17 protein-coding genes are annotated in these 21,496 nt (G+C 57.2%); 8 read left to right on the top strand and 9 right to left on the bottom strand.

Features of this window, described 5'->3' with window-relative positions; all coding sequences use genetic code 11:
- Positions 1-99 precede the first annotated feature (99 nt).
- The 7 genes from N6G83_RS10735 to metG form a co-directional block, all read right to left on the bottom strand.
- The gene (locus N6G83_RS10735) at positions 100-1,797 is read right to left on the bottom strand and encodes an NAD-dependent malic enzyme (RefSeq protein ID WP_025302151.1); all 1,698 of its coding nucleotides are present in this window, start codon (positions 1,795-1,797) and stop codon (positions 100-102) included.
- A gap of 221 nt (positions 1,798-2,018) precedes the next feature.
- Positions 2,019-2,903 (bottom strand): cytidine deaminase, encoded by an 885-nt coding sequence (gene cdd, locus N6G83_RS10730; protein WP_025302152.1) that lies wholly within the window; start codon positions 2,901-2,903, stop codon positions 2,019-2,021.
- Positions 2,904-3,040: 137 nt separating this feature from the next.
- Positions 3,041-3,736 carry a CidB/LrgB family autolysis modulator gene (locus N6G83_RS10725; RefSeq protein ID WP_147822994.1) on the bottom strand — a complete coding sequence of 232 codons (696 nt, stop codon included), beginning with the start codon at positions 3,734-3,736 and terminating at the stop codon, positions 3,041-3,043.
- Complete coding sequence (locus N6G83_RS10720; protein WP_060421408.1) at positions 3,733-4,140, bottom strand: CidA/LrgA family protein; 408 nt, start codon at positions 4,138-4,140, stop codon at positions 3,733-3,735. Before N6G83_RS10720 ends, N6G83_RS10725 begins: the two co-directional genes overlap by 4 nt.
- A 138-nt stretch (positions 4,141-4,278) precedes the next feature.
- Positions 4,279-5,490, bottom strand: coding sequence for an MFS transporter (locus N6G83_RS10715; protein ID WP_049205818.1), 1,212 nt, complete (start codon positions 5,488-5,490; stop codon positions 4,279-4,281).
- 131 nt (positions 5,491-5,621) lie between these two features.
- Complete coding sequence (locus N6G83_RS10710; RefSeq protein WP_049205821.1) at positions 5,622-6,689, bottom strand: sugar ABC transporter substrate-binding protein; 1,068 nt, start codon at positions 6,687-6,689, stop codon at positions 5,622-5,624.
- 221 nt (positions 6,690-6,910) lie between these two features.
- Entirely contained in the window at positions 6,911-8,938 is a 2,028-nt protein-coding gene (gene metG / locus N6G83_RS10705; protein ID WP_025302157.1) for a methionine--tRNA ligase, read from the bottom strand.
- Between the two features lie 159 nt (positions 8,939-9,097).
- Between metG and apbC the strand changes: the two genes are divergently transcribed.
- Entirely contained in the window at positions 9,098-10,210 is a 1,113-nt protein-coding gene (gene apbC, locus N6G83_RS10700) for an iron-sulfur cluster carrier protein ApbC (protein ID WP_043142439.1), read from the top strand.
- Positions 10,211-10,255: 45 nt separating this feature from the next.
- Here apbC and N6G83_RS10695 read toward each other — a convergent pair whose 3' ends face one another.
- Positions 10,256-10,885 carry a phosphatase PAP2 family protein gene (locus N6G83_RS10695; RefSeq protein ID WP_049208864.1) on the bottom strand — a complete coding sequence of 210 codons (630 nt, stop codon included), beginning with the start codon at positions 10,883-10,885 and terminating at the stop codon, positions 10,256-10,258.
- Positions 10,886-11,115: 230 nt separating this feature from the next.
- On the opposite strand from N6G83_RS10695, the gene udk reads away from it, so the two are divergent.
- From udk to dcuC, 4 genes are all read left to right on the top strand, one after another.
- On the top strand, positions 11,116-11,757 hold the full coding sequence (gene udk / locus N6G83_RS10690; RefSeq protein ID WP_004938922.1) for a uridine kinase: 642 nt from the start codon (positions 11,116-11,118) through the stop codon (positions 11,755-11,757).
- A 125-nt stretch (positions 11,758-11,882) separates the two neighbouring features.
- Complete coding sequence (gene dcd, locus N6G83_RS10685) at positions 11,883-12,464, top strand: dCTP deaminase (RefSeq protein ID WP_019454407.1); 582 nt, start codon at positions 11,883-11,885, stop codon at positions 12,462-12,464.
- A gap of 44 nt (positions 12,465-12,508) precedes the next feature.
- Complete coding sequence (gene asmA, locus N6G83_RS10680; protein WP_089195689.1) at positions 12,509-14,341, top strand: outer membrane assembly protein AsmA; 1,833 nt, start codon at positions 12,509-12,511, stop codon at positions 14,339-14,341.
- A 172-nt stretch (positions 14,342-14,513) separates the two neighbouring features.
- Positions 14,514-15,866: an anaerobic C4-dicarboxylate transporter DcuC gene (gene dcuC / locus N6G83_RS10675; protein ID WP_099817592.1), complete on the top strand. Its 1,353-nt coding sequence runs from the start codon at positions 14,514-14,516 to the stop codon at positions 15,864-15,866.
- 31 nt (positions 15,867-15,897) lie between these two features.
- Here the strand turns inward: dcuC and N6G83_RS10670 are convergent, their stop codons facing one another.
- Positions 15,898-17,481, bottom strand: coding sequence for a TerC family protein (locus N6G83_RS10670; RefSeq protein ID WP_025302162.1), 1,584 nt, complete (start codon positions 17,479-17,481; stop codon positions 15,898-15,900).
- Between the two features lie 609 nt (positions 17,482-18,090).
- On the opposite strand from N6G83_RS10670, the gene galU reads away from it, so the two are divergent.
- The 3 genes from galU (at position 18,091) to N6G83_RS10655 (ending at position 21,495) form a co-directional block, all read left to right on the top strand.
- The gene (gene galU, locus N6G83_RS10665) at positions 18,091-18,987 is read left to right on the top strand and encodes a UTP--glucose-1-phosphate uridylyltransferase GalU (protein ID WP_049205978.1); all 897 of its coding nucleotides are present in this window, start codon (positions 18,091-18,093) and stop codon (positions 18,985-18,987) included.
- 53 nt (positions 18,988-19,040) lie between these two features.
- The gene (locus tag N6G83_RS10660) at positions 19,041-19,943 is read left to right on the top strand and encodes a sugar phosphate nucleotidyltransferase (RefSeq protein WP_043142447.1); all 903 of its coding nucleotides are present in this window, start codon (positions 19,041-19,043) and stop codon (positions 19,941-19,943) included.
- A gap of 415 nt (positions 19,944-20,358) precedes the next feature.
- A complete protein-coding gene (locus tag N6G83_RS10655) occupies positions 20,359-21,495 on the top strand; it encodes a polysaccharide export protein (protein WP_043142459.1) in 1,137 nt (378 codons plus the stop codon).
- Position 21,496: the final 1 nt, after the last annotated feature.

The raw sequence follows: 21,496 nt of genomic DNA, 5'->3' as shown, positions 1-21,496 counted from the left end.
ACGCGAACCGCCTGAAGCACGCGCAACGCCGCATTTTTAGGCGGTTTTGCCGCACAAAAAAGCCCGGCGGAGCCGGGCTGGGTCATTTCAGCGCGTCAATCAGAACGAGGTGCGCTTGTAGCTGCGGTACTGCGGTCGCCAGAAGTTGTGCTCGATGGCTTTCGACAGCGCGTCTTCGGAGGTGACGATTGCCACGCCCTGCAGCTGCGCCGCTTTACCCACTTCCATGGCGATGCACTTCGACACGCCCTGAATATCGTCGATATTCGGCAGCAGTGCGCCGTGACCGTCGGTGGCCAGCGGCGAACAGTCCGCCAGCGCGCGGCTGGCGGCCATCAGCATGGCGTCGGTGACGCGGGTGGCGCCGGAGGCCAGCACGCCGAGGCCAATCCCCGGGAAGATGTAGGAGTTGTTGCACTGGGCGATCGGATACAGCTGCTCTTTATAGCTCACCGGTGCGAACGGGCTGCCGGTCGCCACCAGGGCGGCGCCGTCGGTCCAGTTGATGATGTCTTCCGGACGGGCTTCCACGCGCGAAGTCGGGTTGGACAGTGGCATCACGATAGGGCGTTCGCAGTGTTTGTGCATTTCGCGGATCAGCTCTTCGGTAAACAGCCCCGGCTGGCCGGAAACGCCGATCAGAATGGTCGGCTTGGCGTTGCGCACCACGTCCAGCAGCGAGATGGCGTCGCTGGCGGTTTCCCAACCGGTCAGGTTGTCGCTCTTCTGTACCAGCTTGCTCTGGAAATCGAGCAGGTTCGGCAGTTTGTCGGTCAGCAGGCCGAAGCGGTCGACCATGAATACGCGGGCGCGCGCTTCGTCTTCGCTCAACCCTTCGGACTTCATCTGCGCGATGATCTGCTCGGCGATGCCACAGCCGGCGGAACCGGCACCGAGGAAGGTGACGGTCTGATCGCGCAGCTGGCTGCCGGCGGCGCGGCTGGCGGCGATCAGGCTGCCGAGGGTCACCGCGGCAGTGCCCTGAATGTCATCGTTGAAGCAGCAGATCTCGTCGCGATAGCGGTTCAACAACGGGGTGGCGTTGTTCTGTGCGAAGTCTTCGAACTGCAGCAGTACGTTCGGCCAGCGGCGTTTGACCGCCTGAATAAACTCTTCGACGAAGGCGTGGTACTCCTCGCCGGAGATGCGCGGATGGCGCCAGCCCATGTACAGCGGATCGTTGAGGCGCTGCGGGTTGTTGGTGCCGACGTCCAGCACCACCGGCAGGGTATAGGCCGGGCTGATGCCGCCGCAGGCGGTATACAGCGACAGCTTGCCGATGGGAATGCCCATGCCGCCGATGCCCTGGTCGCCCAGGCCGAGGATACGCTCGCCGTCGGTGACCACGATCACCTTGACGTTCTGCTTGGTGGCGTTTTGCAGCATGTCATCGATGCGATCGCGGTTCGGGTAGGAGATGAACAGCCCGCGCGCGCGGCGATAGATATCGGAGAAGTGTTCGCAGGCCTCGCCGACGGTCGGGGTGTAAATGATCGGCATCATCTCGCTCAGGTGCGAGTCCAGCAGGCGGTAGAACAGGGTTTCGTTGGTGTCCTGGATGTTGCGCAGGTAGATGTGCTTGTCGTTATCGTTCTTGAAATCCTGATACTGACGGTAGGCGCGTTCCACCTGTTCTTCGATGGTTTCCACCGCCTCCGGCAGCAGGCCGTGCAGGTTGAAGTGGCTACGTTCTTCCTCGGTGAAAGCGCTGCCTTTGTTCAGCAGCGGAAATTCCAGCAGAATCGGGCCGGCGTAAGGGATATAGAGCGGGCGTTTGCTTTCGTATTCTAGTTCCATCAGTTTTACTCTTCACGTATCAGATAACTTTATTGCCGACGATCCTAAGAGATAAAGAGAAGATGTACAGCATTTGTTGCCAGATGATGAACCAGGTTGGCGTAATTATCGACAATCAAATGATTTTTTAACTAAAGAAAGTGTTTCTTGCGGCGTCGGGGCATTGTATTTGGCGGGCGGGGCTGTTAACGGCGGAACCGGATGGCCCCGCCGTGGTGCGCTTAGAAAGTGGCGCGGCTGACGTTCTGGCAGCCTAGCGCCGCCAGGGTGGCGCGGGTGGCGTCCCACTGGCTGAGGATCGCCTCCTGCGGCTCGACCAGTACGGCGCGGCGAATGTTCAGGCAATCGCCGCCGGAGAGGTTCAGCAGGATCAGCGCGGCCTGCAGCGGCGGCAGGCTAGGGTTGAAGGCGGCGTTTTCCGCATAACGGCCGGCATAGATAATGCCGTCTGTCGTTTCCAGCGCCACGCCGCTGTGGGCGTTGCTGTACGGTGCGTGACTCTGATTGGCCGCCGCCAGTGCCGCCTGTGTCAGTGCGTCGTCCAGCGCCAGCTGGTGACCGTGATCGACCTTGTCCATCAGCAGCGAAGCGATATCCAGATCTTTCGGGCCGAAGGCGTCCGGCAGATAGTCCGCCAGCGTAGCCGGCGCGCGGCCCGGCAGACGGATCTGCAGTTCGCCGCCGCTGTTCAGCTCATTCATAAACTGGCGGCAATGACCGCACGGCGTGTAATTGACGGTGACCGAGGCCAGCGCCGATTCACCGCGCAGCCAGGCATGGGTAACCGCGCACTGTTCCGCATGCACGGTTTGCTGCAGCGGTGCGCCGCTGAATTCCATATTGGCGCCGAAATAGAGGTTGCCACTTTGCCCGCGCGCGATGGCGCCGACGTGGAAATGTGATATCGGGGTTAACGAGCAGGCCGCCGCCAGCGGCAGCAGCGCGAATGCCAGCGCATCATCGTCCAGCCCGCAACCTGTGCGGATCGCCGCCGCTTGCTCGGCCGTGAACATCGCCGGAAAGTCAGGCGCGTCCAGATAGGGCCGCAGGGCGGATTGCAGTGTCGCGGGCAGTGCGCTGAAAGCGGTGTGAAAACGCGGATGCATAGAAGGTCTCTCTACGAGTTAACGGGGTAACATTCTAGGCAGGCCAGAGACATTAAAGTGTGATTAATGTCTCTTAATTGGTGAAATTAATGCAATGAAATAAATAAATGCGAGATGTATCGCAAGTTTCGCCGTATTCAGCCGAACAGATGCAGCAGCACCGGGAACAGGAACGGCGCCAGCAGTGAGGTGATGATGCCGCAGATCACCAGCGCCAGCGAGCCGAATGCGCCTTCCTGGTAGTCCATCTCCGCGCAGCGTGCGGTGCCCAGCGCGTGGGATGCGGTGCCCATCGCCAGGCCGCGCGCAGAGTGGGTGGTGATTTTCAACAGGTTGAACAGCGTATGGCCGAACACGGCGCCGAGGATACCGACGAAAATGACGCAGACTGCGCTGATCGCCGGAATACCGCCGAGCGAGTCCGCGACGGCCATGGCGATTGGCGTAGTGACCGATTTCGGCAGGATAGAGGCGGCGATTTCCGGCGTGGCGCCCAGCCACAGGGCGATGGCGCCGCCGCTGATCATGGCGGTCAGGCTGCCGATGAAGCACACCGCGATAATCGACTTCCAGCGCGCGCGGATCTGGTGCAGCTGTTCATACAGCGGGAAGGCCAGCGCGACAACCGCCGGCTGCAGCAGATCGTTGAGGATTTTGCTGCCCTGAAAGTAGCGCTCATAGGGGATGCCGGTGAGCAGCAGCAGCGGGATGATCACCACCATGGACACCAGCAGCGGATTGAGCAGCGGCATGTTCAGCTTGCGCGCCAGCCAGCGCGCGGCGAAATAGACCGCCAGCGTCAGCGGCAGCGACCACCAGATTTCATGGATCATGGGTTGCCCTCCGTATCGTCGGGCTTACCGGCGATGCGGCGCTCGCGGTGAAAATAGTGTGAGGTATAGCCGACCACCACCAGCACCATCAGCGTGCTGATGAGGCAAGAGATGACCAGCGGGCCCAGATGCGCGACGATCTGGTCATAGTATTTCATCACCCCGACGCCGATCGGCACGAACAGCAGCACCATGTAGCGGATCAGCAAATGGCAGCCGGGTTTAACCCATTTGGCCGGCAGGATCTGGGTAGAGAGCAGGGCGAACAGCAGCAGCATGCCGAGGATGCTGCCGGGAATGGCGAACGGCAGCAGCGCCGCCACTGCATTGCCGACGAACAGACACAGGTAGATGAGGAGCAGGGCTCTCAGGTATTTCCAGCACAGTGTGAGCACGTTGGCCATTGTCTTTCCCCGTTTAATTGCTGCATTCATCATACAATTAAACTGTGAGCCATGCCACAGATCGCACCATGAATTATCGCTATGGGTGCCATACCCGATCGGCGGGTTGACAGCCTGCAATGGCTACCACGCGCGGGTTCAGCGCGTGTCTTCGGCCGCTGCCGCCGCGTGTTCTGCCAGCCGGTGGCCGAGGAAGAAAAACAGCAGGCTGAGCAGCGCGGCGACGATCAGCATCACGAACATCAGCGGCGGCGCGGCATAGCTGAGCAGCACCCCGCACAGTACCGGGTTGATGGCGCCGCCCAGCGCGCTGAGATTCTGTACTCCATAGTAGCTGCCTTTCAGGTGCGGGGGCGCGATAAAGTCGATGAACATGTATTCCACCGGGATCACGATGATTTCGCCGAGGGTAAACACCGCCATCGCCGCCAGCCACAGCCAGACCGCCTGGCCGGCCGCCATGAAACCGAGCAGCCCGACGATGAAAAACAGCGTGCCCAGCACCAGCCAGCGCAGCATGTTTTCCTGGCGCATACCGCGGCTGAGCAGGTATTGCAGGGCGATAACGATGCTGGCGTTGACGATCATCACCAGCCCGATGATTTTGTAGGCGAACTCGGCGCTGGAGACGGTGATCAGATACTGCGACAGATAGCCGGTGAACTGACCGAACACCACGGCGCCCAGGGTGCTGCCGAGGGTGAAGTAGATAAGCCGCCGATCGCTGCGCAGGATTGTCAGCGTCTGGCGGAAGTTGGGGAGCGCGGCCGGTGCGGCGGCTGGCGTTGCGCGCTGTTGCCGACCGCGCAAGCGCAGGCTTAGCGCCGCCACCGTCGCCAGCGCCAACCCGCCCGACAGGTAAAACGGCAGCAGCGGGCTAAGCCCGGCCACCAGAACGCCGAGCGCAGAACCGATCGCCCAGCCGACGTTGACCAGCGTGTAGTTGATTGAGAAAGCCTTGATGCGCTGCTCGACCGGCAACCCGTCGGCGAAGCAGGCCTTAATGGTGATGCTCAGCACCGAATAACAGGTATGCAAGATGGCCAGCACCACGATCACGCCGCCGGGGCGCGGGATCCAGGGAATGGCGAAGAAGCTCAGCGCAAACAATACAATCGACAACAGGATCAGGCGGTTCTTGCTGAATTTGTCCACTAGATAGCCGCCGTACAGGCTGGCAAGGATGCCGAGGGTCAGGCTGACGCCCAGGATCACGCCCACGCTCTTCGGCAGCAGATGGAAATGCTCGGTGAGGTAGATGGTAATGAACGGCAGCGTCACGCCGCGGCCGATGGTCAACACCAGCGAACTGGCCAGCAGCATGTTAATCAGCGAGGGGAATCCCTTCATTCGAAGCCTGTTTATGCATACAGTTATTGGGCGATGCAGATAACATAGCGTATTTTGGCGAGGACGGAAGGGGGAAGCCGAAAATTAGTTTAAAAACAGAGGCTGCGTCGGCAGCCTCGTCAAAAACAGCATTATTTACCGTGTTCGGCCTGCAGCGTGGCGAACCACGGTTGCACGAAGTCGCTGCTGCTGCCCCAGCCGGGGATGATCTTCGCCAGCCCGGCGACGTTGACCGGCCCCGGCTGCGCCAGCAGCAGCGCCTGCGGAATGACCGTCGCTTTGAACTGATAGCTGTCCGGCGTGCTTTCCCCGGCGATCTTGTTGGCCACCAGGCGCACGTTGACTGCGCCGATAAGCTTCGGATCCACCGCCACGCTGACCTGCCACGGGCTGCCGGCTTCGCGCATCAGCTGCAAGTCCTGGTTGGAGATATCGATGCTGTACAGCTTGATCTCGGTGCGGCCGTTCTCTTTCAACGCTTTGTAAGCGCCCTGAGTGAAGGCGTCCCAGGTGCCCCAGATGGCGTCGATCTTGCCTTTCGGGTATTTCGCCAGCACCGCGCCCACCTTGTTGGCGGTATCGCCCTGCACGTCGGATGAAACCGCGCCAATCGATTCCAGCTCGTGAATGCCCGGATGCTGTTTCAGCAGCTGCTGATAGGCGGCCTGGCGGCGTTCCATCGGTGGGAAGCCGGCTACCCAGAGTTTGATGATGTTGGCCTGGCCGTTGAAATCCTTCACTAACTGGCCGAAGGAGGCGTTGGCCAGCGAAGCGTCGTCCTGCTGCGAGACGGTGACGCCGGGAACGCTGCCACTGACGTCGGTATCGAACGCCGCGACGGCGATGCCGGCTGCCGCGATGCGTTTGACCAGCTCGGTGGAATAGGGGGCTCGCCCCTGTGAGAGAATGATGCCGTCATATTTCTGGCTGATAGCCTGGTTGACGAAGTCCTGGAAGCGCGCGTCGTCGCCGTTGCTGAGGAAGGTGTCCACCTTGAAGCCCAGCTTGCGTCCTTCCTGGATGGCACCCGCCAAAAATTGCGTGGTGTTGTCGTCGGAACCGAGGTTGCGGATCACCGCGATGCGCACCGGCCCCTGATGCTGAGCGATGGCAGCTGGCACGGCGGCGTTTTCCGCTGCCTGCAGCGGCAGGGCAGCCAGCAGGCTGAGGGCGAGCAGCGAAGTCTTGACGTTTTTCATTATTATAGGCTCCAAAAAGCAGGGAAACGATCCCGGTGAAGGTCTGTTATAGCAGTCTTTCTGTCTGGACGTCTATTTGTTGTTGCGGAGCATCATAGCGAGATGCGGCAGGCGAGGGAATCAGAGCGGTTATGACTTTTTCTTACTGCTTATAACGTCGGGTTTGAGACATTAAAAAAGGGCCGAGCAAGCTCGACCCTCGATGTTACGCACCGGTGCGGTTATTTGACCTGCATACCAGGCTGCGCGCCGCTGTCCGGGCTCAGCAGGAAGATCTCTTTCCCGCCAGGGCCCGCCGCCATCACCATGCCTTCCGAAACGCCGAAACGCATTTTGCGCGGCGCCAGGTTGGCGACCATGATGGTCAGACGGCCTTCCAGCGTTTTCGGATCCGGGTAAGCGGAGCGAATGCCGGAGAAGATCTGGCGCAGTTCGCCGCCCAGATCCAGCTGTAGTTTCAGCAGCTTGTCGGAGCCTTCGACAAAGTCGGCGCTCTTGATCAGAGCGATGCGCATGTCTACCTTGGCAAAGTCGTCGAAGGTGATGGTTTCCTGAATAGGATCATCGGCCAATGGACCGGTCACCGGTTTGGCGGCGGCCATGTCTTCCTTCGAGGCGTTGACCATCTCGCTGACCTTATCCAGATCGATACGGTTGAACAGCGCTTTGAATGCGTTCACCTGGTGGCCCAGCAGCGGTTGCGGGATTGCGTCCCAGCTCAGCTCGGCGTTGAGGAACGCTTCGGCGCGTTCGGTCAGCGAAGGCAGCACCGGCTTCAGGTAAGTCATCAGCACGCGGAACAGGTTGATGCCCATCGAGCAGATGGCCTGCAGATCGGCATCGCGGCCTTCTTCCTTCGCCACCACCCACGGCGCCTGTTCATCCACGTAACGGTTGGCCAGATCGGCCAGCGCCATGATTTCGCGGATCGCGCGGCTGAACTCGCGGCTGGCATAAGCTTCGGCGATGCTCTGCGCCGCGTCGACGAAGGTCTGGTACAACGCCGGATCGGCCAGGCTGTCGGCCAGCTTGCCGCCGAAGCGCTTGTTGATAAAGCCGGCGTTGCGCGAAGCGAGGTTCACCACCTTGTTGACAATGTCGGCATTCACGCGCTGCACGAAGTCTTCCAGATTGAGATCGATGTCATCAATGCGTGAAGAGAGCTTGGCGGCGTAGTAATAGCGCAGGCAGTCGGCGTCGAGGTGCTGCAGGTAGGTGCCGGCCTTGATGAAGGTGCCGCGCGACTTGGACATCTTGGCGCCGTTCACCGTCACGTAACCGTGCACGAACAGGTTGGTCGGTTTGCGGAAGTTGCTGCCTTCCAGCATCGCCGGCCAGAACAGGCTGTGGAAGTAGACGATGTCCTTGCCGATGAAGTGATAGAGCTCGGTGGTGGCGTCTTTGCGCCAGAACTCGTCGAAGTCCAGATCGCCGCGTTTGTCGCACAGGTTCTTGAAGGAACCCATGTAGCCGATCGGTGCGTCCAGCCAGACGTAGAAGTATTTGCCCGGCGCATCCGGAATTTCGAAGCCGAAGTAAGGCGCATCGCGGGAGATGTCCCACTGCTGCAGGCCGGATTCGAACCACTCCTGCATCTTGTTCGCCACTTGCTCTTGCAGCGCGCCGGAGCGCGTCCACGCCTGCAGCATTTCGCTGAAGGCCGGCAGATCGAAGAAGAAGTGCTCGGAGTCGCGCATTACCGGCGTCGCGCCGGAAACCACGGACTTCGGATCGATCAGTTCCGTCGGGCTGTAGGTGGCGCCACACACTTCGCAGTTGTCGCCGTATTGGTCCGGCGATTTGCATTTCGGGCAGGTGCCCTTCACGAAACGGTCCGGCAGGAACATGCCTTTCTCCGGATCGTACAGCTGAGAAATGGTGCGGTTCTTGATAAAACCGTTTTCTTTCAGGCGGCTGTAAATCAGGGTGGACAGCTCACGGTTTTCATCGCTATGGGTCGAGTGATAGTTGTCATAGCTGATGCCAAAGCCGGCGAAATCCTGTTGGTGCTCCTGGCTCATCTCCGCGATCATTTCTTCCGGTTTTACGCCCAGCTGCTGCGCTTTCAGCATGATCGGCGTGCCGTGCGCGTCGTCCGCGCAAATGAAATGCACTTCGTGGCCGCGCATTCGTTGGTAACGCACCCAGATATCCGCCTGGATGTGCTCGAGCATGTGGCCGAGATGGATGGAACCATTTGCGTACGGTAGCGCGCACGTCACCAATAATTTTTTCGCGACTTGAGCCATAGTGAGAACTTGCTTTCTGTAATGAATAAAAGGGCCTTCGATGTTAACCGATCGCGCCCTTCGCTGCTAGGGCGGTTTCTTGCAGGTTATACGCGCCAGCCGCCGGGCAGTTCTGATATGCTTAGCCGGAAGCTACCCATTCAAAATCAAGGAGCCGGGATGAACGCAAAATCCCCTGAGCAGACCAACCCCGAAGTTCTGCGCGCCCTGGTGACCGGTGTACTGGCCGCCTTTGAACACCCGACGTTGAAAAACAACCTGACCGCATTGAAGGCTATCCATCACTGCGCGTTGCTGGACGATGTGCTGCATATCGAACTGACGATGCCGTTTGCCTGGCTGAGCGGCTTTGAAGCGCTGCAGGCAAGCGTTGGCCCCGAGCTGCTGCGCGTGACCGGCGCCAGCGCCATCGATTGGAAGCTTAAACACGATATCACGACGCTGAAGCGTGCCAACGGCCAGGCCGGTATCAAAGGCGTGCGCAATATCATCGCCGTCAGCTCCGGTAAAGGCGGGGTGGGGAAATCCACCACCGCCGTCAACCTGGCGCTGGCGCTGGTCGCCGAAGGGGCCAAGGTCGGCATTCTGGACGCCGACATATACGGCCCGTCGATCCCCAATATGCTGGGCACCGAACACGAGCGGCCGACTTCGCCGGACGGTCAACATATGGCACCAATCATGGCGCACGGCCTGGCGACCAACTCTATCGGCTATCTGGTGACCGACGACAATGCTATGGTGTGGCGCGGACCGATGGCCAGTAAGGCGCTGATGCAGCTGTTGCAGGATACGCTGTGGCCGGATCTGGATTATCTGGTGCTGGACATGCCGCCGGGTACCGGCGACATTCAGCTGACGCTGTCGCAGAACATTCCGGTGACCGGCGCACTGGTGGTTACCACCCCGCAGGATATCGCTTTGCTGGATGCCGCCAAGGGCATCGTGATGTTCGAGAAAGTGCATGTGCCGGTGCTGGGCATCGTGGAGAACATGAGCGTGCATATCTGCAGCAACTGCGGTCACCATGAGCCGATTTTCGGCACCGGTGGCGCCGAGAAGCTGGTGCAGAAATACAACAGTCGTCTGCTGGGGCAGATGCCGTTGCATATTTCGCTGCGTGAAGATCTGGATCGCGGTACGCCGACGGTGATCAGCCGACCGGACAGCGAATTCGCCGACATGTATCGTCAATTGGCCGGCCGTGTGGCTGCGCAGATGTATTGGCAGGGCGAGGCGATCCCGACAGAGATTGCGTTCCGCGCGCTGTAATCAGCCTATCGCAATGCAAGAACCCGGCTTAAACGCCGGGTTTTTTTATAGGATGCGGGCAGGGTTGTGCAAATCTGCCCGGGTATAAGGGCGTTCGATCTGTGCCAGCGTTTTGGCGATATGCTCCAGCAATCCCTGGGTGGGAGCCGGCTGCCGCTGTCCCATCAGCGCCAATGGCAAGGCCAGCGCGATGGCGAAGTGCGGCCAAGAGAGATGCGGGCGCGTTTTGCTCTGCTGCAACCACAGGAACAGTGCGCTGGCCAGGTAGCCTAAAATCAGCCCGCTGATCACCTCGGATACCGAGTGCACGCGAATTTCCAGCCGCGAAACGCCGATGGCGAAAGGTAATATCCACCCGGTCAGTAAAGCGATGCTACGTATGGGGTGGGAAAAGCGACCGGTCAACGTCCAAAGCAATGGCGGCCAGATGCTTGCCGCGAGGGCTGAATGGCCGCTGAATCCGGTGAAGTCATAACTTGCGCTACCAATGCCCCAGCCCATAAAGGCCAGTTTGGACAGGCAGACCAGCCCGCCGGTGAAACCGAAGATCAGCGCCCATTGCCAGCCTGCCGCGCGAGTGGCGGGAGACGCGATCAGCAACAAAAACAGAATCAGCGCGCAGGGCAGCAGCAGCATGCTGTCGCCGAAAAAAGTCAGAAAATACCAATCCAGCACATCAATCTCCGATGAAAGGGGACGGGGAGCAAAAGTCAGCGCGGTGGAGTGTAACCCGTTACGGCGCGTTGCCCTAGGCGTGAGATTCTTAAAATGCCGCTTGCCCGTGGCGTGACAGCCCGAATTCGCCCGCCGTTGCGCAATATACAGTGGCGCAAACCCCGGCGACTCCCTATAATTGTCGCGTTTTAGTTCCCCCCTTCACACTATGAAATCAGGTCTTTAATTTTATGACTGACAATCCGCATCAGTGCGTCATTATTGGTATAGCTGGCGCATCTGCCTCCGGAAAAAGCCTTATCGCCAGCACGTTGTACCGCGAACTCCGCGAGCAGGTCGGCGATGAGCACATCGGCGTTATTCCAGAAGACAGTTACTATAAAGACCAGACTCACCTGACCATGGAAGAACGGGTCAAAACCAACTACGACCACCCGAGCGCCATGGATCACAACCTGCTGTTCCAGCATCTGCAGATGCTGAAGGCCGGTAAGGCGATCGAGCTGCCGCTGTACAGCTACACCGAACACACGCGCAAGAAAGAAACTGTCCACCTGGAACCTAAAAAAGTCATTATTCTGGAAGGGATCTTGCTGCTGACGGATATCCGCCTGCGCCAGGAAATGAACTTCTCGATCTTTGTCGACACGCCATTGGATATCTGCCTGATGCGCCGCATGAAGCGCGACGTCAACGAGCGCGGCCGCTCGATGGATTCGGTGATGGCGCAATACCAGAAGACCGTGCGCCCGATGTTCCTGCAATTTATCGAACCTTCCAAACAATACGCCGATATCATCGTCCCGCGCGGTGGCAAAAACCGCATCGCGATCGATATTCTGAAAGCCAAAATCAGCCAATTCTTTGAATAATGCCCCTTAATGGCCGGAAATGTGCATTTCCGGCCGGCGGCCAACTATTTGCACCCCGGCGTAGACCTTTCGCCCGTTGTGTGGCAATTTTTGTTTAGTTATGCGTTTTGATGGAGAAGAGAGACATGAGACTGTGTGACCGCGATATAGAAGCCTGGCTGGATAGCGAGAAACTGGTGATTTCCCCGCGCCCGCCGCTCGAACGCATCAACGGGGCCACAGTAGATGTCCGCTTGGGCAATCAGTTCCGCGTGTTCAGTGGCCATACCGCGCCTTTTATCGATCTTAGCGGACCGAAAGACGAAGTCAGCGCCGCGTTGGATCGCGTGATGAGCGACGAGATTGTCCTGCCGGAAGGCGAAGCGTTCTTCCTTCATCCCGGCGAGCTGGCCCTGGCGGTGACGTTCGAATCCGTGACGTTGCCGGACGATCTCGTGGGGTGGCTCGACGGCCGTTCTTCTCTGGCGCGCCTGGGGCTGATGGTACACGTCACTGCGCACCGTATCGATCCGGGCTGGCATGGGCGCATCGTGCTGGAGTTTTACAACTCCGGCAAGCTGCCGCTGGCGCTGCGGCCGGGGATGCTGATTGGCGCCTTGAGCTTTGAGCCGTTGTCCGGCCCGGCGGCCCGGCCTTATAACAGCCGGCAGGACGCAAAATATCGCGATCAGCAGGGCGCAGTAGCCAGTCGAATCGACAAGGACTAACGGCGCGGGATGCACCGTCGGTGTGGCGCTGACAAGAGGGTGGCATGAGAAGATTACTGACGACATTGGCGATTTTATTGGTGGTCGTGGTGGCGGGGATGTCCGCGCTGGTACTGCTGGTCAATCCGAATGATTTTCGCGGTTACATGGTCAAAAAGGTCGAACAGAAGAGCGGCTACCAACTGACGCTCGAAGGCGACCTACGTTGGCATATCTGGCCACAGCTCAGCATTCTGGCCGGGCGCATGACGCTGACCGCGCCGGGTGCCAAGGCGCCGGTAGTGAGCGCGGAAAACATGCGCCTCGATGTCAAACTATTGCCTCTATTGTCGCATCAGCTGTTTGTTAAACAGGTGATGCTGAAAAATGCCGTCATTCGCCTCACGCCCGACAGTGAAGAGCACTCTCAGGTGGACGCCCCGATCGCACCCGCCGGTAGCGGTACTGACGCGGCAGACGCGGCCTGGAAGTTCGATATCGACAACCTACGGGTCGTGGACAGCCTGCTGGTTTGGCAGCGCGCCGACAACGAGCAAATCAATGTCCGGGATATCAATCTCACTCTGCAACAAACGGAGAAACGGCAGGCGCAGCTGGAACTTTCCAGTCGGGTTAACCGCGATCAGCGTGACCTGACCTTCAGCATGGCGGCCGATGTCGATCTACAGCAGTTCCCACGCCAGATCGGCGCCAAAGTGACTCAGTTCAATTACCAACTGGTGGGCGCGGATATTCTTAATGGCGGTATTCAGGGAGAGGGCAATGCACAGGTGGTCTATCAGCACACGCCAGCGCAGATTGCCATCAGCCAACTGAACGTCAGTGCCAATAACAGCCAATTGGCCGGCGATATCAGCGCCAGCCTCGGGACGGTGCCTGGCTATGTGGTGAATCTGAATTCGGCTAATCTCGATCTCGACGCGCTTTCCGGTTGGCAATCCAGCACTAATACCGCCGAGCAGTCCGCCGTGACCGCCGCGCCGGTGATCGCCAGCCAGGTTGACGATCGGCAGCAGAACCTGGAAGCGCTGCGCAATTTCAATGCACAGTTGAATCTGCAGGCGGCGCAGTTGACCTACCGCGGTATGAACGTTACCCAGTTAGCCGTCGCGGCGGATAATCAACGCGGCCTACTGACGCTGCATAAACTTGTCGGGCAATTGGCCGGCGGTGATTTCTCCTTGCCGGGCTCGCTGGACGCGCGCGGTAATAAACCGGTGATCAGCGTGCAGCCGACGTTGAACCAGGTTGAACTCGGCACGGTGCTCAAAGCCTTCGACATGCCGCAGATGCTGACCGGCAAATTCAGCATGAAAGGGGATCTGACCGGCGATCGTCTTTCTTCACAGTCATTTGAGCACCGCTGGCGCGGTACGGCGCAGCTGGCGATGCAGGATGCGCAGTTGCACGGCCTGAACATTCAGCAACTGATCCAACAGGCGGTGGCGCGCAACGATAACAGCGTGCGCGGGCAAGACAGCTATCAGCGCTATACCGAGGTCAAAAGCGTCTCTGCGCAGGCCAGCCTGAATCAAGGCACGGTCAAGCTCAGCGGTCTGACGGCGGATTCTCCTTTGCTGGCGCTGACCGGCGCCGGCAGCATCGATATGCCGGGCAAGCAGTGCGATATGGCGCTTAACGTGCGCGTCACCGGCGGATGGCAAGGGCGCGGCGAGCTGATCGAACAACTGCAAAAAACGCCGATTCCGCTGCGGGTTTACGGGCCTTGGCAACAGCTGAATTATCAACTGCAAGTCGATCAAGTGCTGCGAAAAACGCTGCAGGATCGGGCCAAGGATGCGTTGAACAAGTGGGCTGAAAAGAACAAGGATTCGCGCGAAGGCCAGGATCTGAAGAAGCTGCTCGACAAACTGTAATCCCTACGACGCGGGCCACATTGTGGCCCGCGTCAATATCGAGATTCCCGCGGTAATTTCTCTCCGTTACCTTGATGAAGGTCATGAAGGCTCGCGCGCAGTTTGTGCAGAGTAAGGGCTGTTCTGCTATGACTATGCGCCTGAGCGCGAAAACATGACGAGTTGAGGAAACATGATAGAGCTTCTTATTGGCGCCGCAGTCGCGGCGGGCGTGGGCCGTTACATCATCAAGGGATATTCCGCTACCGGCGTTTTGTTGGTGGGGGGGCTGCTGCTGCTCGGCATCAGTGCCCTGATGGGGAAAACGCTGTTGCCGTCCGGCGCCACCTCAACCGGCTGGCGCGCGACCGACATGATCGAATACGTCAAGATTTTGCTGATGAGCCGTGGCGGCGATCTGGGCATGATGATCATGATGCTGTGCGGCTTTGCCGCGTACATGACGCATATCGGCGCTAACGACGTGGTGGTCAAGCTGGCCTCGCGCCCGTTGCAGATGATCAACTCGCCTTATCTGCTGATGGTGGCGGCATACTTTGTCGCTTGCCTGATGTCATTGGCGGTCTCTTCCGCCACCGGCCTCGGCGTATTGCTGATGGCGACGCTGTTCCCATTGATGGTGAACGTCGGCATTAGCCGCGGGGCGGCGGCGGCCATTTGCGCTTCGCCGGCGGCGATTATTCTGGCACCGACCTCCGGCGACGTGGTGCTGGCAGCCAAGGCGGCGGAGATGCCGCTGGTGGACTTTGCGTTCAAAACCACGCTGCCTATCTCGATTGCCGCCATCGTCTGTATGGCCGTGGCGCACTTTTTCTGGCAGCGCTACCTCGACAAAAAGAACAATGAACAGCATCACATCATGGACGTCAGCGAAATCAAAACGCATGCGCCGGGGTTCTACGCGATATTGCCGTTTACGCCGATCCTTGGCGTGCTGATCTTCGACGGAAAATGGGGGCCGGAGCTGCACATCATTACCGTGCTGGTAGGGTGCATGCTGCTGGCGGCCGTGATCGAGTTTGCGCGCAGCTTCAGCGCCAAACAAGTGTTCAGCGGCCTGGAGGTAGCCTATCGCGGCATGGCGGATGCTTTTGCCAGCGTGGTGATGTTGCTGGTGGCCGCGGGTGTCTTCGCGCAGGGGCTGAGTACCGTCGGCTTTATCAGCGGGCTGATTGGCCTTGCGCAGTCGTTTGGCACCGGCGGTTTGATCATGATGCTGGTGCTGGTGGTGATCACCATGCTGGCGGCAATGACCACCGGTTCCGGCAATGCGCCGTTCTATGCGTTTGTCGAACTGATCCCGAAACTGGCGGCGCAGATGGGCGTGAATCCGGCCTATCTGGTGATCCCGATGCTGCAGGCGTCTAACCTCGGCCGCACGCTGTCACCGGTCTCCGGTGTGGTGGTAGCGGTTTCCGGCATGGCGAAAATCTCGCCGTTCGACGTGGTAAAACGCACTTCGGTGCCAGTGATTGTCGGGCTGGTGGTGGTGATCGTGGCGACGGAACTGCTGGTTCCCCAGTAAAAGAAAGGCCGGGGGATGCCCGGCCTCAATGCTAAACCTCGTAGTCCTCCGGTGGAGGCGGCGGGGTGATCTTCACCTTCAGGATACGGTGGCTGTTGACCTCCAGCGGTTCGAACAGGTAGTCACCGATTCTGATTTGCTCGCCTTCTTGCGGCACACGCTGGCTGTGCTCCATCAGCAGCCCCGCCAGCGTGTGGTATTCGCGCTTTTCTTCCAGCGGCATCGGCAGGTACAGCACCAGATCTTCCAGCGGCATATAGCCGTTGGCGATCCAGCTGCCGTCCTCGTTTTGCTGAATGTCGTGGCGTGCGTCCACCTCTTCGCCGGCCTCCGGCAGGTTACCGGCGATGGTTTCCATCACGTCCGTCAGGGTGACGATGCCTTCGACGGAGCCGAACTCATCAACCACAAAGGCAAAGTGCGTCTGCGCCTGACGGAATTGTTCCAGGGCGCTTAACAGCGTGAGCTGCTCCGGGAAGATCAGCGGTTGACGTATCAGCGCACGCAGATCCAGCGGCGCCTGCGCCAATTGCTGTTTGAGGACGTCGATAGTATGGATAACGCCCAGCGGTTCGTCGCTGGCGCTGCTTTCCACCACCACGATGCGCGTGTGCTGATTACGTTCCAGCAACTGCGTCAGCTTCTCCTGCGGATCGTTCAGTTCAAGGTATTCGACGTCGTGACGCGAGGTCATGATGCTGCTGACCGTGCGCTGCGCCATGCCGAGTACGCGTTCGATCATGCGCCGTTCCTGCTGATTGAAGATCTCGCCGCTTTCGCTGTCGCTATCGGCCAGCAGGTTGGCGGAATGGCTGTCGACCTCTGCTTCTTCATGTTTGCCGCTCAGCATACGCAACACCGCCTCGGCGGTGCGTTCGCGCAGTGGCCGCACCTTTGACAGGAAGCGACGGCGGTTGAACTGCGCCAGCTGGTTGAGCGCCTCGATCATTACCGAGAAGCCGATCGCTGCGTAGAGGTAGCCTTTCGGAATATGATAGCCGAAGCCCTCCGCCACCAGGCTAAAGCCAATCATCAGCAGGAAGCTCAGGCACAGGATAACGATAGTCGGGTGAGCGTTGACGAAGCGCGTCAACGGCTTGCTGGCCAGCAGCATCAGGCCGATGGCGATGCAGACCGCGATCATCATCACCGCCAGATGATCGACCATGCCGACCGCGGTGATCACCGAGTCGAGCGAGAAGACGGCGTCCAGCACCACGATCTGCGCCACGACCGGCCAGAAACGTGCGCCTTTGCGCGCGCCATGCTGCTCTTCATCCTTGCCTTCCAGCCGCTCATTGAGCTCCATGGTGGCTTTGAACAGCAGGAATATCCCGCCGACCAGCATGATCAGATCGCGGCCGCTGAAGGGGTGCTCCGCGACGATGAACATCGGTTTGGTCAGCGTCGCCAGCCACGATATGGAGGCGAGCAGAGCCAGACGCATGACCAGCGCCAGCAACAGACCGACGACACGGGCCTTATCTCGTTGTTGTTTCGGTAGTTTGTCCGCCAGAATGGCGATGAAGACAAGGTTGTCTATACCCAGCACGATTTCCAGCACGACCAAAGTGGCCAGGCCGGCCCAAATTGTTGGATCAGCGATCCATTCCATACGCCCAATTTCACCTGTAAGTTCTACGGCTTATGCCGCACGGGAATGATGGGCGTTGAGGCGGCAAAATTCAACTTTAATCGGGAGGACGTGGATCAGCACAGGCGTATTGCCGTAAACATCGATCGGCGCCGAGTGGCCCAAGGAATCAAGGGCCGAGGGAGCAAATATCTGCCGGGATGCCATGCGCTCAGAAAAGAAACGTCTTATTAAATATATTTAAATCAAAATATTAAAACAATTTTCTTCAACTATGATTCTTATCGGTATGTGGCATGAGTAGTCTTATTCTGAAAACGGCTGACTGGGGGGATCTAAGGCTTGTATCACTTAGGCATTAGTATAAGAATCTTAGTCATATAACGGCAGTAACTAGCATCGTTTGGTTATAAAGGCACCGATTTTTTTATTTTTTTGTGAACAGCATGACAGTTCAAACGAAGAATGAGTGCCGTTTTGCATAAAAATTACTGGCTCATACAATGACGTGGTTGGATGCGTCAATACAGTACTTTGGTAGCTGCAAGCCAAGGGCGGTAGCGTGCCTGATTGAATCCCCTTGTTCACGCTGCACAGGTGAGTGCAGCGCTACGATGAATTGGAATGAAAATGCAAACAAGACTTAAGGCAGTGATCCCCGTTGCGGGCTTGGGAACCCGTATGTTGCCAGCGACCAAGGCTATTCCTAAAGAAATGTTGCCCGTGGTCGATAAGCCCTTAATCCAGTACATTGTTGCTGAATGCGTCGCGGCGGGGATTAAAGATATCGTATTGGTCACGCATTCATCGAAAAACGCGATTGAAAACCATTTTGACACTTCTTTTGAGCTGGAGGCCATGCTCGAAGCGCGCGTAAAGCGTCAGCTCCTGAGTGAAGTGCAAAGTATTTGTCCGCCGGATGTTACCGTGATGCAGGTGCGTCAGGGACAGGCGAAAGGGTTGGGGCATGCGGTGCTTTGCGCCAAACCAATGGTGGGTGATTCTCCTTTCGTTGTGCTGTTACCCGATGTTTTATTGGATGATTCTACGGCGGATTTGCGTAAAGAAAATCTGGCTAAAATGATTCAACGTTTTGATGATACGGGTTATAGCCAAATCATGGTTGAACCGGTGCCGGAACAAGATGTGTCCAAATATGGTGTGGTAGATTGCGCAGGCGCGACGATAGCTGCTGGAGAAAGCGCACCGATGACGGCGGTGGTTGAGAAGCCGGCCCGTGAGGATGCACCTTCCAATTTAGCGGTTGTCGGCCGGTATGTACTTTCAGCAGAAATTTGGCCGCTGCTTGAAAAGACCGCTCCTGGCGCAGGCGACGAGATTCAACTGACCGACGCGATCGCGATGTTGATGAAAGAGCAAACGGTGGAAGCGTTCCATATGAGCGGTAAATCCCATGATTGCGGTGACAAGCTTGGTTATATGAAGGCGTTTGTGCAATATGGTCTGCGTCACGGTTCGGAAGGTGAGAATTTCAGCCACTGGTTGAAGCAGACGTTGGGAAAGTAACAGGTTGTCGCCACCGCGGCTGAGAGCGAACACGAGAATGAATGAGGTTTACCATGACGAAGTTGAAAGCGGTTATTCCCGTTGCCGGATTGGGCATGCGCATGCTGCCGGCGACCAAAGCGATTCCGAAAGAGATGTTGCCAATCGTTGATAAACCGTTGATTCAATACATTGTCAACGAATGCGTCGCGGCAGGGATCAAAGAGATCATCCTGGTGACGCATTCTTCCAAGAACGCCATCGAAAACCATTTCGATACCTCATTCGAGCTGGAGGCGATGCTGGAGGCCCGTGTGAAGCGGCAGCTGTTGGATGAAGTGCAGTCGATAACGCCAAAAGGCGTGACGCTGATGCACATTCGCCAGGGGCAACCAAAAGGACTGGGACATGCCGTTCTCTGCGCTAAACCGTTGGTTGGTGATTCGCCATTTGTTGTTCTGTTGCCAGATGTTTTGCTTGACGATGCCAAGGCTGACCTGAGAAAAGATAATTTGCCGCATCTTATTTCTCGTTTCGAAGAAACGGGCCATAGCCAGATACTGGTTCAAACGGTCGACGAGCATACTCTGCGTGAGTATTCTGTTGTCGAATGTGAGAATAACGCACTGCAACCTGGCGATTCTTCACGTATCAGTTCAATAATCGAGAAGCCGGGCCGCGATGTTCCGCTAAAATCAAACTACTCAGCCGTTGGGCGATATGTGCTATCTGCGGATATTTGGCCTATTCTCGAGAAAATTGAGCCGGGCGCTTGGGGACGCATTCAGCTGACAGATGCTATTGCTGAGCTGACTCAGCAGCAAATAGTAGAGGCCACTGAATTGGTTGGTGAGTCGTTCAATTGCGGTGAGAAGATGGGCTATCTGCGGGCATTCGTGACTTACGGATTGCGCCATCCTACGCAGGGTAAAGCCTTCCGCGAGTGGGCAGAAAAGTTGGCGTTTCAGAGGTTATAAATCCTCATAGTGAGGGGCTTAGCCTTAAACGCCAGCATTTCGCATGAGTGGTTTTTATATTAAAATCCTCCAGTGGCCGGTATTGTTTAGATTTTTTTCACCCTGAGTCTGCACCAGATTGAAAGAGATAACGGCCAGACGGCAGTTCGTAGACTTTGGATGCGAATGTCAGTGTTAGACGTGGTAATTGATTTGCCAGGATGGCGACCACTCTTCCCATCCTAATACTATCTTCTGACACTTCAACGATAGCTCAATGACGGGAGAGTGCACGTCTTGACGAATGCTACAGACCAGTATTCACATGACTTTGTACTTGGAATTTTCGTTAGATTGCAAATCAGCTCTGACAAGGTTAGATAGGATTATCTTGTCAGCTTTGTTGAAACACATACTTGAAAGTGATGATAACTCGATGGCAAAAAGAAAATTGAAAATTATATCGATACTTGTATCCGTCGGTATCCTCAGTGGTTGTACTATCCTTCCCGGACAGCATTTACACACATCAGGAAAAGACACGGTAAAACAAGAGGATAGTGATTTTAATATCGATGAACTGGTGAATGTATATCCGGTTACGCCAAAGTTAATTGACAAGCTTCGTCCCCCACGAGTAGTCGCTCAGCCGAACGCGTTGCTTGAACAAGCACTTCGTAGCTACGAATATCATATCGGTATTGGTGATGTCCTTAATGTGACTGTGTGGGATCACCCGGAGTTGACTACACCAGCAGGCCAATACCGAAGCGCTAGCGATACGGGGAACTGGGTCCAATCGGATGGTACAATTTTTTATCCTTATATTGGTAAAGTTCGTGTAGCGGGAAAAACTGCGACCCAGGTTCGTTCTGAAATAGCAAGTCGGCTTTCTCAATATATTGAAAGCCCTCAGGTCGATGTCAATATAGCTGCGTTTCGTTCGCAGAAAGCTTACATTACTGGTGAGGTATCGAAGTCAGGGCAACAAGCTATCACTAATGTTCCCTTGACGGTACTTGATGCAATTAACGTCGCGGGTGGCCTGACGGAAAATGCTGATTGGCGTAATATTGTGCTCACTCACAATGGTAAAGAAGAGCGCCTGTCTTTGCAGAAAATGATGCAAAACGGCGATCTTACGCAGAACAGATTATTGTACCCGGGTGATATTCTTTATATTCCTCGAAATGACGATCTTAAGATATTTGTTATGGGTGAAGTCAAAACACCAGCGACACTGAAAATGGATCGGAGTGGTATGACACTCACAGAGGCCTTAGGTAATACCAATGGGATAAGCCAAACGACTGCAGATGCAACCGGTGTGTTTGTCATCCGACCTCTCCATGGTACACAGGGTAGCAAATTAGCTGATATCTATCAGTTGAACATGGCTGATGCGACAGCCATGGTTATGGGGGCGGAATTCCAACTTCAGCCTTATGATATCGTCTATGTTACTGCAGCACCGATTGTCCGTTGGAACCGTGTTATCAGTCAGCTGGCACCTACAATATCGAGCTTCAATGACCTGACTGAAGGTACATTGCGCATTCGTAATTGGCCATAGG

This window comes from Serratia sp. PL7 (assembly GCF_945957435.1).
This window is presented reverse-complemented; position numbering and strand designations above follow the sequence as displayed.